The sequence below is a fragment of the Vibrio sp. T9 genome, assembly GCF_003123985.1.
GTDB classification, from domain to species: domain Bacteria; phylum Pseudomonadota; class Gammaproteobacteria; order Enterobacterales; family Vibrionaceae; genus Vibrio; species Vibrio diabolicus.
Window position 1 is genome coordinate 1 of sequence record NZ_NIGY01000012.1, and the last position, 14041, is coordinate 14041.

17 protein-coding genes and 2 pseudogenes are annotated in these 14041 nt (G+C 40.3%); 18 read left to right on the top strand and 1 reads right to left on the bottom strand.

Annotation, left to right across the window (positions count from 1 at the left end; genetic code table 11):
* Window positions 1–146: 146 nt before the first annotated feature.
* The 4 genes from CBX98_RS21040 to CBX98_RS21065 all read left to right on the top strand — a co-directional run bounded on the left by CBX98_RS21040 (window position 147) and on the right by CBX98_RS21065 (window position 4100).
* A complete protein-coding gene (locus tag CBX98_RS21040; protein WP_109170193.1) occupies window positions 147–641 on the top strand; it encodes a GNAT family N-acetyltransferase in 495 nt (164 codons plus the stop codon).
* A 697-nt stretch (window positions 642–1338) separates the two neighbouring features.
* Window positions 1339–1875: a hypothetical protein gene (locus CBX98_RS21045; protein WP_029793274.1), complete on the top strand. Its 537-nt coding sequence runs from the start codon at window positions 1339–1341 to the stop codon at window positions 1873–1875.
* Between the two features lie 730 nt (window positions 1876–2605).
* The gene (locus CBX98_RS21060) at window positions 2606–3013 is read left to right on the top strand and encodes a hypothetical protein (RefSeq protein ID WP_109170195.1); all 408 of its coding nucleotides are present in this window, start codon (window positions 2606–2608) and stop codon (window positions 3011–3013) included.
* A gap of 178 nt (window positions 3014–3191) precedes the next feature.
* Complete coding sequence (locus tag CBX98_RS21065) at window positions 3192–4100, top strand: Imm49 family immunity protein (protein WP_109170196.1); 909 nt, start codon at window positions 3192–3194, stop codon at window positions 4098–4100.
* Window positions 4101–4315: 215 nt separating this feature from the next.
* Here CBX98_RS21065 and CBX98_RS26825 read toward each other — a convergent pair.
* A pseudogene (locus CBX98_RS26825) lies at window positions 4316–4637 on the bottom strand (hypothetical protein).
* Between the two features lie 291 nt (window positions 4638–4928).
* Here CBX98_RS26825 and CBX98_RS21080 point away from each other — a divergent pair.
* The 14 genes and pseudogenes from CBX98_RS21080 (at window position 4929) to CBX98_RS21160 (ending at window position 13847) form a co-directional block, all read left to right on the top strand.
* Entirely contained in the window at window positions 4929–5438 is a 510-nt protein-coding gene (locus tag CBX98_RS21080; RefSeq protein WP_109170197.1) for an HNH endonuclease, read from the top strand.
* A 255-nt stretch (window positions 5439–5693) separates the two neighbouring features.
* Window positions 5694–5894 carry a hypothetical protein gene (locus CBX98_RS21085; protein WP_109170198.1) on the top strand — a complete coding sequence of 67 codons (201 nt, stop codon included), beginning with the start codon at window positions 5694–5696 and terminating at the stop codon, window positions 5892–5894.
* 648 nt (window positions 5895–6542) lie between these two features.
* Window positions 6543–6980: a DUF5675 family protein gene (locus tag CBX98_RS21095; protein WP_041852942.1), complete on the top strand. Its 438-nt coding sequence runs from the start codon at window positions 6543–6545 to the stop codon at window positions 6978–6980.
* 11 nt (window positions 6981–6991) lie between these two features.
* On the top strand, window positions 6992–7474 hold the full coding sequence (locus tag CBX98_RS21100; protein WP_146192903.1) for a hypothetical protein: 483 nt from the start codon (window positions 6992–6994) through the stop codon (window positions 7472–7474).
* Window positions 7475–7647: 173 nt separating this feature from the next.
* Window positions 7648–8231 (top strand): annotated as a pseudogene (locus CBX98_RS26830) (glutathione S-transferase family protein).
* Window positions 8232–8377: 146 nt separating this feature from the next.
* The gene (locus tag CBX98_RS21115; protein ID WP_104971818.1) at window positions 8378–8899 is read left to right on the top strand and encodes a GNAT family N-acetyltransferase; all 522 of its coding nucleotides are present in this window, start codon (window positions 8378–8380) and stop codon (window positions 8897–8899) included.
* Window positions 8900–9003: 104 nt separating this feature from the next.
* A complete protein-coding gene (locus CBX98_RS21120) occupies window positions 9004–9405 on the top strand; it encodes a DUF2007 domain-containing protein (RefSeq protein ID WP_104971817.1) in 402 nt (133 codons plus the stop codon).
* A 146-nt stretch (window positions 9406–9551) separates the two neighbouring features.
* Complete coding sequence (locus CBX98_RS21125; RefSeq protein WP_012841745.1) at window positions 9552–10160, top strand: pyridoxamine 5'-phosphate oxidase family protein; 609 nt, start codon at window positions 9552–9554, stop codon at window positions 10158–10160.
* A gap of 151 nt (window positions 10161–10311) precedes the next feature.
* A complete protein-coding gene (locus tag CBX98_RS21130; RefSeq protein ID WP_347338219.1) occupies window positions 10312–10725 on the top strand; it encodes an RDD family protein in 414 nt (137 codons plus the stop codon).
* Window positions 10726–11195: 470 nt separating this feature from the next.
* On the top strand, window positions 11196–11837 hold the full coding sequence (locus CBX98_RS21140; protein WP_109170202.1) for an alanyl-tRNA editing protein: 642 nt from the start codon (window positions 11196–11198) through the stop codon (window positions 11835–11837).
* Window positions 11838–11980: 143 nt separating this feature from the next.
* The gene (locus CBX98_RS21145) at window positions 11981–12268 is read left to right on the top strand and encodes an antibiotic biosynthesis monooxygenase (protein WP_109170203.1); all 288 of its coding nucleotides are present in this window, start codon (window positions 11981–11983) and stop codon (window positions 12266–12268) included.
* A 143-nt stretch (window positions 12269–12411) separates the two neighbouring features.
* Complete coding sequence (locus CBX98_RS21150) at window positions 12412–12708, top strand: antibiotic biosynthesis monooxygenase (protein WP_109170204.1); 297 nt, start codon at window positions 12412–12414, stop codon at window positions 12706–12708.
* Window positions 12709–13018: 310 nt separating this feature from the next.
* Window positions 13019–13396: a hypothetical protein gene (locus CBX98_RS26640; protein ID WP_242446605.1), complete on the top strand. Its 378-nt coding sequence runs from the start codon at window positions 13019–13021 to the stop codon at window positions 13394–13396.
* A gap of 97 nt (window positions 13397–13493) precedes the next feature.
* Entirely contained in the window at window positions 13494–13847 is a 354-nt protein-coding gene (locus CBX98_RS21160; protein ID WP_012841750.1) for a DUF1428 domain-containing protein, read from the top strand.
* Window positions 13848–14041: the final 194 nt, after the last annotated feature.

Here is a 14041-nt window from a genome sequence, read left to right on the forward strand (position 1 = left end):
AACATAACAAACTGTTTAAGAGTGATTCGCAACGCGTGGCATTTTTACTATGCGTTGGTTTTAGTGTTTAAGGTGGTATGCGGCAGCTTTGGTATTGCGTTGCTCACACCTTAACAGGGCGTTATGTGCTTATGAGAAAAATTGACATGGAAGTGATAGAGGCCAACCTTGATTTGGCCCCATTATTAGCGAGTTATGCGAAAGAATGCCTAGAGTCGGGTATTCCAAAATATTCGGGTGTGGAGCAAGATCCGATAGCTTATTTGTCAGGTTTGATCGAACGTTCAAAGGCAATCTCCGAGTTACCCAAAGGATATTTACCTAGCACAACTTACTACTGTGTATCGAACTCCGAAATTTTAGGTGCAATCCGAGTTCGCAAAGGTACTAATGCCAACGTAGAAAATGTCATTGGTCATATTGGCTACGAAACTAGACCGTCAGCTCGTGGTAAGGGTGTAGCCTCATTTCTGCTTGCTTGGGTGCGAGACCATGTTGTCACTGATTCAGTTATTGTTACTTGCTCAATTGACAATCCCGCATCTCAAAAGGTCATCGAAAACTGTGGTGGTGAATACCTCGGTAACTACACAGATGAGAGTGAGGGTACGGTAAGGCGCTACCGTTTAGCACGCACATAACAAAGCATTCAAGAGTGATTCGCAACGCTTGGCAGTTTCGCTTCGCTCAAGTATAGCCAAGCGCCGCTCACACCTTAATGCGGCGTTAGGCGACGGGCAGGAAAGTTCTTTGTTCTCATCTTCTTAGTTCTCTTTGAGCATTCGTTTTTCTAAGCCGGTAATTAAACATTGTCGGCTCAAATTCTTGAATCTCTCTGGCCGTTAAACATGCCAAGGTTCGCGTGTTGCCTCATTGGTTTTCACAGTCGGTTGGTTGCGAATCTCACTTGCTCAAAGTGTGGAAAGGGCAAATTAATCGAGGCTTTCGTTCTTGCTTTAAGTTTGCAGCTTTACGTTTCGCTTCCTCAAAAGCAACTGGAACGCTGAAAGTCTGTATCTCGTGGTTGTCGAAATTTCGGCTGAAACATAGTGGGTTTTATGGTTCTTGAATCACAAAAAGTCAGTGGGTGTTTGGTTGCTTATTTTGTTTCGGGTAATCTGCTTTCAAAGCAACTTAAACACTGGTGGGAAACTTCGCCTAACAAGGCGTTTAAGGCGGATTCACAACGCGTGGCGATTTCAGTTCAAGTTAGCTTAAGTGTTTAACGTACAATGGTTTAGGTTTAGTGGTTGGCGTTGTTCACCACTTAACGCGGCGTTATGTATTTTAATCTGTGGGTTAGTGATAACTGGCTAATTAACGTTGGAGCTACTGTCAATGCAACTAGAAACGAGTAAAAGCATGATTCGTACTGTTAAGAGAATGTGTGGGTCATATTATGCGCCTGGAATTCTCATGGCCATTTTTATTATGTCGATATGTGTTGTAGAAAATAGAGTTATTGAGGGACCATACACTGATAATGATGTGTTATATCATAAAGCTGAGGTAACTGGTAAGCATGGTACAGCTGGTCGTGGATTATCTTATCAAATTCTTTTTGATAAAGAATACAAGCACGATATTAAAGTTCAATGGTATGACTTTAATTCAATAAATCACTACTATTCCCTAGGATATGGTTCGCGTAAAGATACAGAAAATCTAAGTGTTGGGCTAGTTAGAACGCATGTAGATAATATCTATTATACTGTTTATGTTAAGGCTGGAGATGAAGTTCTTCTTTCGAGTTCTGATGGTCTTCATAGGATAAATAAATTTAACGCCGAACAAGTTAGATGGAGCGCTTACTTAAGTCTTATTGCATTTATTTTACTTTCTCTAATCTTTAGGTTTCTAAGAAAGTGGTATTAAATTCTCTATAATAAAGTTTGCCATTAAATTTGTGCACCCAAAATACATAACAAACTGTTTAAGAGTGATTCGCAACGCTTGGCATTTTTGCTATGCGTTGCGTTTTGTGTTTAAGGTGGATTGCGGTAGCTTCGGTATTGCGTTGCTCACCCCTTAACAGGGCGTTAGTACGGGTTTGACATCAAAGGTCACAAGTTCTGGTGTTTATCTGTTTTGGCGCTCGAATTTACACCTTTCAGTTAGTGCCTTTCACGTTCTATCCGGTGGCACTATATGCGGAGTGTTCGCTTTGATTTCACCGTTTACGGTTTCTAACTCTTAACCTATTTCTTTGGTGCTTCTTCATTTTCGTGGTGGCTTTTGAGAGAACCTTGTTTGTAATTGATGCTGTCGTCAGAGTACTAGGACCGAATCCTTTTCTAATTTGAAGCCAGTAAAAGTAGGGCAGTTCAGTGCGTTTTTTTTCAAGCCAGCTCTCGTCCCTCAATGGCGGTAAAGTTTTGTAGCTGCCCGTCTCACTTCAGTGTTCAAAGCCTTTCATATCATGCCACTTTTCAATATCTTGGAGCGCACAAATAGAAGTAGCGCATGTACTAACAAATTGCTTAAGAGTGATTCGTAACGCGTGGCATTTTTACTTTGCGGTGGCTTATGGGATTAAGGCACTGTGCGGTAGCTTTTGTATTGCGTTACTCACACCTTAGCAAGGCGTTAGCTGTTTGAGAAACAAATGAAAATAATCGATAAGCCGTTATTTTGGCTATATGTTAAAACGCGAGACTCAGTCTTTTCATCATTTAAAGGTTTTTTCTCTCTATTCTTAGTCATCATTATTGCGGCTATAGTTTCAGGTAACAAATCTCCCGAAAACACCTTCATGTCTTACATGTTGTATCTGTTGATGCTTAGTGTACCTACCTCAATGGGTCTTATGCTTTTGAAGCTTAAGTTTCGAAAAGTTGCAGGCTCCATTCCTAGGGCAGAGTTAGCGTACTTTTTACAGAATAATAAAGGTATCGAACTGGAAAATGCTGTAAAAGGGATATTTTCGCTTTACCTATCATTGATGATTTATCTTTGGTTTTTGATGATGGTTGTTGCAGTTTTGGGGCCTTTGATTTTAATGCTAGTGTTGTAGTACACAGCTAACAATCTGTTCAAGAGGGATTCCCAACGCTCGGCATTTTCGGTTTGATTCAGCTTAAGTGTTTACGGCACAATGGTTTAAGTAAGGTAGTATGCGTTGCTCACCACTTAACGCGGCGTTATACGCCAGAGTACTCCTCGTGCTAGATAAAATATAAATTGAGTAATAAATGACGACACAACAATACCCGCCAATCAACTACGATGGCGCCCGAAAAGTATACAAAGAGCAACCAGGAAATATTGCAGCTTTAACAGATATCATTACAACTGAGTTGGCAGAAAGTGAGGGGTGGAATTATGTCAATCCAGGAGATTTGGGGTTTGCGATTTACACTAGATCACTATATTTAAAACTTGCGGACATTGACAGTGCATTGCACTCTCTTGTCGCTTGGCAATATTTTGAATCAAAAAGTATTGAATATGCCTTACTGGAGGATGGCGAAAAGATTACCATTTCGTTACCAAATAAAGAGGTGTCATTTGGTTTTCACACTGACAGGGATTATCGGAGGATTCAAGGTGGTGATCTCTATGGTTTAACGTGGTTCTCTCTGTTGTGTGAAGATTTTGATAGCGCAAGACGCTTCGTCAAAACCGTGGATCACCCGCAAATTAAATGGCTAGGTCAATCTGGTAAAGTTTTACTGAGGTTGATCGGGTGCGTTTTCGGTTTGAGTGATGGTGAGCCCATGGATTTGATTCAGGAGTACGTCAACCTTAGTGCTTCTGAGCCGGTGAATCACGGTGAGCCTGATGCTGTCACCTACCTTCATTTACCAATGATCGATGTGATGATGAAAGTATTTGGTGGAGCTGATGAAAAAACCTACCAAAAGGCAATGTTCTCGGCAGTTCAAAATCACCAAGAATATTGGAGCCAGCCACGTTTGAATGATTCAAAACACGGCTATTTCTCCATGCAACTGACCACCCTGGCCAAAGTCGCCTTTGCAAGGTATGGTTACCGCATTGGTTTTGAGACTGACTATGTACCAGAGGCGTTCTATACCCGACCACTACCGACGTTGAGCTATGATTTTTTAAACAAATACACAGCACAAGAACACGACTAAACGGTATTGCCTCTTCTGATTTACGTATAACAAACTGTTTAAGAGTGATTCGCAACGCGTGGCATTTTTACTATGCGTTGGTCTAAGTGATTAAGGTGGTATGCGGCGGCTTTTGTATCGCGTTGCTCACACCTTAACAGGGCGTTAGTCGCCAGAAAAAGCTAGCAATCAAAATCATGTTTCTAAGCTCAATATTTGGCAACTGTTTGTCCGGTTCACAGGTTCATCGACGTTGGTCCAAACTCATTTTCAGCTGTTTTAAGTCCAAGTTTTGCAATTGTCCTAGCGTTTTTTGTTCTTTGGTGCTGACAGAGCAGGGCAATCGAGAGTCTGTTTTTGGTTGCAACTCCGCTCGGTGAGTTTGTTGGGTACAAAAGCCGATTTACTCGCTGAAATGACGTTTTCTCTGGTGTTGTAAGTTCCACGTGGTTTCAGTGACTTTGTTGAAAGTCCGCACTGTGAGATTGGCTTTCCAAAAGCGCTTTTTGGTGTTGTCAGTCCGTTTTCTGCGGCGTTGTTTGTTCCAAGTGGTTTCATTGACTAGCCGCTTTGAGACTACGCCTGACTTAAGTGTATCAAAGCACATAAAGTTTGTTGTTCGCAAAGTTTAGTTCGGCTTAAAACTGTCGCTCGGTGCCTCGCGACTAACAAACTGCTCAAGAGGGATTCGCAACGCGTGGCATTTTTACTGTGCGTTGATTTTAGTGATTAAGGTGGTTTGCAGCGGCTTCGGTATTGCGTTGCTCACCCCTTAGCAGGGCGTTATGTGTTTAGGCAAATTTAGGCAATAATTAACTTTTAAATCCGTATGTTAAAGTGGAGCTCTTTATGGCGCGTAGTAAATCTGACATCTCAAATAGTGCAATTCGCATTTTTCTTCAGGAAGTCGGAAGGTTCTATGATGAAGCTCGAGGTTATGAGCCTTTTGGGCCTAAGGTTGCTCAAAAAGACGAACTCTTAGAGTTTTTCGATTACCAATGTTGTTTTTGCGGTGTTGAAATTAACCGCAAGTCTATGTCACAAGATCACTTAATCCCAATGAACAAGACTGAGTTAGGTTTGCATGCGTGGGGAAATGTAGTGCCATGTTGCTCTCCTTGTAATAATCAAAAGCAGCAAAAACCATGGAAAGAGTTTATGCTCGTTAAGGCAGGCCCAGGTGCCAATGCGAGAATTTCCCAAGTAGAGAGCTTTGTTCAAGCCAAGAAATATGATCCCACGCTAAACCTCCATGAATATGCAGATAACCTTTACGAAGATGTAGGGCAAGTTGCGATGACTTTAATTAACCTAAGGTATAAACAAGCTCAAAACGGCATTAAGAAATTACTTGAATAAACACATAACAAAGCGTTTAAGGCAGATTCGCAACGCGTGGCATTTTTGGTTCTATTCAGCTTAAGTGTTTATGGCACAATAGTTTAGGTTCAGTGGTACCGTTGCTCACTACTTAACGCGGCGTTATGGCTTTTAACACACTCTAAATTCTCGTCAACGACATTTGCGAATTGTGAGCTTGGATGCGTATGGGTTATTGACTGTTTTTGGTGTTTCTATAACCTTATTATCTATATGTAATAATAAGGAAAAACGATGTCAGATCAGCGTAGAAAGTGTTTAGTAAAGTTAAATAGCTATGACCAACCATCTCAAGGATATTTTGAAACGTTTGGAAATCAAGAACGACGAGATGAAGCTAACAATCCATATGTAATAACAGTTGCTATTGTTGAATTAGATGACGGTAGAGTTGTGTCAGTCGAACCTACTAACATTAAATATATCAATGAATAAATAGTTTTCTGGTTTTGGTTCGTACCTGAAAAACAGCCATAACAATCTGTTTAAGAGTGATTCGCAACGCGTGGCATTTTTACTATGCGTAATGCCCGAGGAAGATAGTTGGTATGAAGGACTTTTTGACAATGGTAGAGATGACTGCTGGTTCAATCAAACGAACAGAAAAACACTAATACGTGAAGGGCTTGCAAACATACAACTGCCTAATAGCGATAAGAACCTTATTCTTTTCCATTCAGGGGGGGGGGGAGATGGTTTCTATCCGGTAATTGGCGGCTACGACTCGAATAATAATTTAGTCGCAGTTCATACAGATTTCTTTGTTGTCGACATATCTGAAAATAAAGTTGAATCAGCGTCCATAACTTTGTTGAGATCTTGGTAAAAGTATTACCTAACAAAGCGTTTAAGAGGGACTTGGCACACGTGGCATTTTCAATTTGTTAGGGTGTTATGTGGTCACTTCTGTATCGTGTGCCAGCGTCCCTTAACGCGGCGTTAGCTGTCTACACTAAAGTTGGTGTAAAAAACTTAATGCTCAATTTCATTTAAGTTAGCGATGTCTCTATTAATGATGAAACGGATCTGTTGTAACAATACTCTTCTGTTAATTTCATTGATTTGATAGCTAGGATAAGAGCAATGAAAAAACTAGATGAAGTTAAACTAAATCTAAAGCGAACAAATCAAATGGGAGAGACAACTTTAGGTAAGTTGACGATTGAGGGAGTAAGTAAAAGTTGGTTTGTATTGGAGCCCGCAGGACCAGACTCGATAACTGAAGGATCCGATAAAAGGATCAAGGCAGGGGCTTACAAATTATTGCCTTATAGCTCACCGAAGTATCCTAATGTATATGAATTACAAAATGTTCCAGGGAGAACGTTTATTCTAATCCATGCCGGAAATTATCACAAAGACACTCTTGGGTGTTTGATGCCTGGTAAAACGTGGGGGAGTGTGGCTAAATCTCATTACTATGTAGGTAATAGTAAATCGGCTCTGAAAGAAATTTTTGCTGAAATCGCGAGCTACAAAAAAATTACCATAAATATATCTAATCAGTTGGAGCAGCAATGATGATAAGGAATATGGCAATCTTAATTGTGTCTGTTTTTTGTTCAGGACTACTGTATGCTAAGACGCCAGAAGTAAGTCTCTTACATAACTGGATGATAGAAAACTACAAATCTATTGAATCAAACCTTGAAAAAAAAGGCGGTTCGAAAATAGTTCCTACGCTTTTTTCTTTGGTAGAAATTTGGAAACGTAGAGACGGAGCTATTTCGGGAGAAGTTTCTCCCTTATTGTTGGTTGCACTAAAAGTTGAGCCTCAGAATACTTTACTTTTACTATCTGAAAACCCGGAGTCTTTTGACAAATGGTTAAGTGAGCTAGAAGGGATGGTGTTCACAGACCATACAGGCAATGAGGCGAATCGGTTAGAAAAGTTAAGAGTTGATGTATTAGCAACAATGAAATCCTACTCTATAAAACAGCCGGATAAGTTAAAGTTAATGGCTGACGCACTTGTTGAAAGGTTGGAGGTTATAAAGGTGAGCGTGATAGATTAAGCCAGTGCTAGTAGCCAGCTAACAAAGCATTTTAGAGTGACTCCCAACGCTTGGCATTTTCAGTTCAAGGTTGGGTTTCGTGTTTAAGGCAAAATTGTTTTGTTTAGGTGGTAGCGTAGTTCGAGCCTTAACTGCGCGTTATGTGCTTTACGAATTGAAACATGGAGAGTGTCATGGTTGTATATGGAGATTTGCAGTCAGGTAACTGCTTAAAAGTAAAATTACTATTGTCATTCCTTGGCATTGAGCACCAATGGAAACACGTTAATATCTTAGATAACGAGACTAAAACAACAGAATTTTTAGCCCTAAATCCGAATGGTAAAATTCCGACAGTCGTTTTAGATGACGGTCGAGTACTCTGTGAGTCCAATGCAATATTGGGGTACTTTGCAGAAGATACACCTTATCTACCTAAGGACAGTTATCAAAAAGCAAAAATGTACGAATGGCTTTTCTTTGAGCAATACTCACATGAGCCTTACGTTTTATTCAGAAGTATCAAGGTATGCCGGAGCACCGTCTAGAAGAATATAAATCACTACAATCAGGCGGCCATAAAGCATTACAAATCATGGAACTACAGCTGTCAAAAACTAAGTTCTTAGTTGGTGATAATATTTCTATTGCTGATATCGCACTGTATGCTTATACCCATGTCGCAGATGAGGGTGGTTTTAACCTAGAAACTTACCCAAATATCGAGCGTTGGATTGGGGTAATTCGCAAGTTGGACGGTTATGTAGATATGTATTAACCACGCGCATAACATAGCGTTTAAGATAGGTTCGCTATGCGTGGCATTTTAACTATGCGTTGAGCTCAGTGATTAAGGCGGTATGCGGGAGTTTCGGTATTGTGTTGATCACCCTTTAACAGGTCATTAGCCCTCAAAGGTCAAATATGGATATTTACCCAGAAATCGAGTTATCTAAAGCGCAGCATAATGCAATTGAGGCTCTGAGAAACAAGTCGTTTCCTGAACATCAGGTTGCTCGTTCTTACTATAAGCAACTCCCGCATATGAGAGTTCTGAAGTACGAAGGTGACCAGTTAGTTGGTTATATGGGATTAGACTACAGAGCTGTTCGCGTTGGTGATGAAATTTATAAAGTATTAGGTGTGAGTGACTTTTGTGTCGAGAGCACACTTCAAAGGCAAGGTATTGGCACAACAATGTTGTCTCAACTCAGCGAGTATGCGTCAACTAAAGATGTCGACTTCATCATTTTAGTCTCCGATTTGGATCGTTTTTATGTGGCTAATGGTTATGTGCGCCTTAACTCTCTAAGTTCTTGGTTGCGAGTTCATGAACATAAAAATTACGGTGTTGCTATAGAGCAAGTCGATGATTTATATGTTAAACCTATCAGCGGCAAAACTTGGGCTGTTGGTCATATAGATTGGTTAGGGTATATGTACTAGTCTGTAGTGGGCTACTAAACTGTTTGAAAAGAAACGCCACACGTGGCATTTTTAATTCGCGTAGCTTATACCTTACGAGAGCGCTTTTCCACAAGGAGTAATATGTGATTGTAGTAGCAAGGTTTTCTTTTCCTCATGAAGCTCATATTGCGAGAGCAAGCCTAGATAGTGTCGGAATAGAAAGCCACATTGCTGACGAGCACACGGTGAATACTCAGTGGCTTTATTCAAATGCAATGGGCGGCGTTCGTCTGATGGTGGCCGAAAGTGATGCAGAAGACGCGAAACAAATACTTAGCAGTGATTTCTCAGAATCATTAGAAAGTGAACTTGCCGTTGATGAAGGAAAAGATGTTTGCCCTAACTGTGGTAGTAAAGAGCTATTTGCATTTACAAAAGGTAAGCGTCCAGCTTTCTTAGTCTTTATTTTACTGGGTTTTCCATTGTTCTTTTACAAGCATGGTTACAAGTGTAAGCAGTGTGGGGAATTCAGTGAAAGGCTTTAATTTAAGTCGTTAGATAATAAAGCGTTGAAGAGATAATTTGCACGCGTAGCATTTTTACTTTGCGTTAGGTTGAGTGGCTATGCAGAAGTCAGAGTTCTGCTTACTTCCAAGCAAAGCATTATACGATAGTGAAGGGACAACATTGAATGAGTGAAATTAAAACAATAGAGCAGTTAAAAGAAATTTACGCAGAGCCAAGTGCGAGAGCTAAAAATAAAGCGTTGCCTGCCCTGGATGTTCATGCGATTACATTAATTAATAATTGCCATTTTGCAGTTCTAAGTACCGCCGATACACAAGGCTATACCGATCTCTCTCCGAAAGGAGGGGAGCCTGGCTTCGTAAAAGTTTTAGATGAATCAACATTGTTGCTCCCTGATAGCTCGGGGAATAATCGTATAGATAGTCTAAAAAATATCATTAGTAACCCCAAAGTTGGGTTGTTATTGATGGTAAATGGTATTGATGAAGTACTCCGTATTAAAGGAATTGCAAGTATTCACACAGACTCCAAATTGATATCTGCTTGCCCCGATGGAAGTAAAGATCCTAAGGTTGTTATCAAAATAGTCATCGAGAGTATGTACTTTCATTGTGCGAAAGCTGTGATGAGAGGGAAACTTTGGTCTGATGACTATAAAGTCAATCGCTCAATTCTCCCTTCATTAGCTCAAATCTTTAAAGATCAACAAAAGTTAGAAAATAAAGCGCTTAATCAAGAAGAGATGTTGAAATATTACCAATCCAGCCTTTAGAGCGAGTGTAGTAAAGTATTTAAAAGGGAGAAAAATGCTTGGCTCTTTAGGTTTGACCTGCTTTACGGCACTATGGATTAGGTTTGGTGGGGATGTTATTCAACCCATAACGTTAGTCCACAAATAAACAATTGTTAGTCCAAATTTTAAAATGAAAAATGTAGAAAACTTTACTCTAGAAAATTACGTTTTGGCTAGTCCTGGAATAAGGTGTGTTGGACAAATGGTTGACTTTTTTGTCAGTTTTAGCATTTTTACACTCATTTTGTGGGGCGGCTTAGAAATCGGTATTGAAAAGGAACTTGTTCGCGCTACAGCAGTAACAGCGTCTGTATCGTATTACCTTTTTTCTGATAGTTTCCCAAATGGTCAAAGTGTGGGCAAAAAACTTTTGGGCATTGCAGTTATAAGTGCAAGAACGGGTAAAAGGTGCAATATTTTTCAGTCACTTTTTAGAAATATTATTACTCCATTCTTCGGTTTTATTGACTCAATTTTCATTCTTGGTAAAAAGAGGCAACGGCTCGGTGATAAGTTAGTGAGAACAGTGGTGGTAGTTCACTAGCTTGTTTAAAAATTGGCAGCGCTTGGGGCTTGGGTTCAAGTCGGGCTTTGTTTTCAGGGTGGAACAGCTTCGCTTAGGTGGTGGAGTTGCTCACACCTCTATTCGGTGTTAGGCAATCAGAATCAGTACGTAATTATGAATAAAGAGCATTCCGAAGCTTTCATTTTGGAGATTGATAAGGTTTTAGCCCCGAGCGGTTTCAAGTTTATCAAATCTAGACGAGTATGGGAGCGCTGGGAAGTGAATGGAGTAGTCTCAGATTCCGCAATTTATGGGTTGTTAGCTAAACCCCTGAACTGCGTTTAGTATCCGGCCTTAAAAGCATCTATATCCAGCCTTAAAAGCATCTAATAGATATAGCCTGCCAGCGCTCTATACGTAGCCTTACATTTGACGGTGAGGTTTCTTGAATTGACTTAGTGGTCACTGAATGTACCATCAAGGTTAGGACTTACTGCAAGGATAGCAGCATGAGCGAGAAATTATTTTGGGTTAATCCCTACCAAATAGAACTTAACTCAAGAGTGACCAATGTAGACGGAAATAAAGTTGAATTGGACCAGACTATCTTCTTTGCGGAGTCTGGAGGCCAAGAGAGTGATAAAGGAACGATTAATGGTATTCCGGTTTTGATTGCTCAAAAGTTAGGTGTTCGACTTATTTACACATTGGAATCCTCTCCAAATTTCACTCTTGGTGACACTGTAATCACGTGTGTTGATTGGAAGCGTAGATACGCCTTAATGAAGCTACATTTTGCTGCCGAAGTGGTGCTCGAGATGTTTTATCAGCGTCGGGAAGGCATTGTTAAGATAGGCGCGCATATTTCTGAAAATAAGAGTCGCATAGATTTCGAGTGGCCTGAAAATATTGGTCCGTTATTGAAAGAAATTGAAACTGATGTGCAAGATTTGATTAACTCTGATTCAGTTATTATTAGTGACTTTTCCGATCAAGAGAGTGAAAGAAGGTATTGGAGAGTGGATGGGTTTGCGCAAGTACCTTGCGGTGGCACTCATTTAAAGCGCACATCAGAAGTCGGCCAAATTCAACTAAAACGCAAGAACATCGGTAAAGGCAAAGAAAGGGTTGAGATAACCTTATGCTCGTAAGTCGATAGGGCACTCGAAATAGATTCCTAACACGTGGCATATTAGTTCATGGTGAGATTCACATTTGCGATATGATGATTGAGATTGAGGGCGCGTTGGCTACTTCTTAATGCTACGCTACACGATAGGGGTGGGAGGATGATATGTCGAAGGTAGCATTGAAAGGCTTTATTTTAGTTCCGGAAAAGGATTTAGAATTAGTAAAACATGAGTTAATAACTCACAAAAGGCTCACGCTAGAAGAGCCGGGCTGCCTTACTTTTCTTGTGACTCAAAACTCGACTAACCCTTTTCGTTTTGATGTCTATGAGGAGTTCGTCGACAAAGCCTCTTTTAAACAACATCAGGAAAGAGTTCAAGCCTCACATTGGGGAAAAGTAACAGCCAATGTTAAACGTCAATACCAAATCTTTGAATGTGTGCATGACTAATCGCCTCGGAGTGTTTTAGAGCGTTTACGCTTTGTTTTTCAGGTGCCTCTACGCTCTACTATGTTGCTTTATTCATCTATTAATCTGGCTTAGGGTGTTTGATATTTTGCCGTATTAAATCTAGAAATTTTATTGGAAGTGTTATGTTTAGAGTTGTGTATGAATGGCGTGTGCCAAGTGAAAAAATGGATGAGTTTCAAAATATATGGCGTTCAACGACAGGTTCAATTCATCAGTCAGTAGATGGGGCGTTTGGTAGTTTTATGCTTCGTTCTTATGATGTACCAGAAAAGGTTTTAACTATTGCCAAGTGGCGAACACGTGAAGACTGGGAGCGGTTTTGGGGAACTAGTAACCCAGAAAAAATGAAGAAGATGAGTGAAATTGCAGAGCGTATTTCAGTTGAACCATTTGATGAAATTGAAGATAGAACTAAGTAGGGCAATAGAAACGTTAAAGTGATGCCTAATGCACAGTTTGGCGGATAATATGAAAGACAACCTTAACCAAGGAATAGGGTTATGCAGATTTTAATCGTTGGAGGTAGTAAGGGGCTAGGAAGGTTCTTGGCTACGAACTTACAGGGTACAGAAATTTATACTATTTCTAGATCAAAGCTAGTTGAGGATGGAGTCGCTTCTGTTTGTATTGACGTTGATCCCGATAAAAAAACCAGATTACACGTGCTTCAAAGGTGTAAAGTTTGACATCATAGTTTATTTGGCGTCGATGTGGGGAGAGTCTTCAAAATTGACAACAAACGAACTGATTGAGTTTATGAATGTTGGCCCGATTGGGTATCTTAATTTAGTCAATGAGCTTAACGCTTTAGGTTCACTTAACGATAAATGCAATATTGTATCTATTGGATCTACAGCAGAGCTTTCAGAAAATAGTGAATACCCTGCATTCAGCCTCAGTAAAAGATTACTCAAAGATATTTCTAGCCAGCTTCAAAACGTTTATCGTGATTACCGCTTTACTCACTTTACAATAGGTGGGATCGGGCATGCAGAAGAGGAACGTATTGAGTATTCGAGCGTTTTGGAAATTATAAATACGCTAACTAAGCTAGATCCAAACACATACCTTTCAAATATGCATATAAAGTCCAAGCTAGGAATGTAGCTCTCAAGCTGTATTACGTACCTGCTTCTATGATTTGGCATCATGTGCATTCTTTTTATTGAGCTATGGTTATAACTCCAATGAAAGGAGTTTACTTATGTCATACATTGATGGGTTTGTCGCTGCAGTACCGACAGCGAATAAAGAAAAGTATATCGCACACGCAAAAATAGCAGCAGAAATGTTCAGGGAGTTTGGGGCCTTAAAGGTTATTGAGACGTGGGGAAGTGAAGTTCCAGATGGTGAGATCACATCGTTTCCCATGGCAGTTAAAGCTGAAAGCAACGAAACCGTTGTGTTTTCATGGGTAGTCTGGCCTTCAAAAGAAGTTCGAGACTCAGGGTGGCAGCGGATCATGGGTGATCCTCGAATGAGTCCTGAGAATAACCCAATGCCCTTTGATGGAAAGCGTCTCATTTATGGTGGATTTGATGTTATTTTGGAGCAGTAAAATACCAGAGAACTCAAGCTTGATTCGTGACACTTGGCGTTTTAATCAGGATTACGCTTCTGATGTACATTCAATAGAGTATTCCGCGATAAGCGTTGATAAAACTTCATGTGGAGGCTTAGAGTAAAAATGGAAGAGATAAATTATTCACTGATTGTCGTATCAGCTATCGCAGCCATCGCTAGCCCCGGCCC

What these genes read in the sequence shown, in the direction of transcription:
- CBX98_RS21130 (WP_347338219.1), top strand. Translation starts at nt 10,312, where the DNA reads ATGAAAAATGTAGAAAACTTTACTCTAGAAAATTACGTTTTGGCTAGT.
- CBX98_RS21150 (WP_109170204.1), top strand. Translation starts at nt 12,412, where the DNA reads ATGTTTAGAGTTGTGTATGAATGGCGTGTGCCAAGTGAAAAAATGGAT.
- CBX98_RS21040 (WP_109170193.1), top strand. Translation starts at nt 147, where the DNA reads ATGGAAGTGATAGAGGCCAACCTTGATTTGGCCCCATTATTAGCGAGT.
- CBX98_RS21125 (WP_012841745.1), top strand. Translation starts at nt 9,552, where the DNA reads ATGAGTGAAATTAAAACAATAGAGCAGTTAAAAGAAATTTACGCAGAG.
- CBX98_RS21145 (WP_109170203.1), top strand. Translation starts at nt 11,981, where the DNA reads ATGTCGAAGGTAGCATTGAAAGGCTTTATTTTAGTTCCGGAAAAGGAT.
- CBX98_RS21140 (WP_109170202.1), top strand. Translation starts at nt 11,196, where the DNA reads ATGAGCGAGAAATTATTTTGGGTTAATCCCTACCAAATAGAACTTAAC.
- CBX98_RS21065 (WP_109170196.1), top strand. Translation starts at nt 3,192, where the DNA reads ATGACGACACAACAATACCCGCCAATCAACTACGATGGCGCCCGAAAA.
- CBX98_RS21100 (WP_146192903.1), top strand. Translation starts at nt 6,992, where the DNA reads ATGGCAATCTTAATTGTGTCTGTTTTTTGTTCAGGACTACTGTATGCT.
- CBX98_RS21115 (WP_104971818.1), top strand. Translation starts at nt 8,378, where the DNA reads ATGGATATTTACCCAGAAATCGAGTTATCTAAAGCGCAGCATAATGCA.
- CBX98_RS21045 (WP_029793274.1), top strand. Translation starts at nt 1,339, where the DNA reads ATGCAACTAGAAACGAGTAAAAGCATGATTCGTACTGTTAAGAGAATG.
- CBX98_RS21085 (WP_109170198.1), top strand. Translation starts at nt 5,694, where the DNA reads ATGTCAGATCAGCGTAGAAAGTGTTTAGTAAAGTTAAATAGCTATGAC.
- CBX98_RS21080 (WP_109170197.1), top strand. Translation starts at nt 4,929, where the DNA reads ATGGCGCGTAGTAAATCTGACATCTCAAATAGTGCAATTCGCATTTTT.
- CBX98_RS21060 (WP_109170195.1), top strand. Translation starts at nt 2,606, where the DNA reads ATGAAAATAATCGATAAGCCGTTATTTTGGCTATATGTTAAAACGCGA.
- CBX98_RS21160 (WP_012841750.1), top strand. Translation starts at nt 13,494, where the DNA reads ATGTCATACATTGATGGGTTTGTCGCTGCAGTACCGACAGCGAATAAA.
- CBX98_RS21095 (WP_041852942.1), top strand. Translation starts at nt 6,543, where the DNA reads ATGAAAAAACTAGATGAAGTTAAACTAAATCTAAAGCGAACAAATCAA.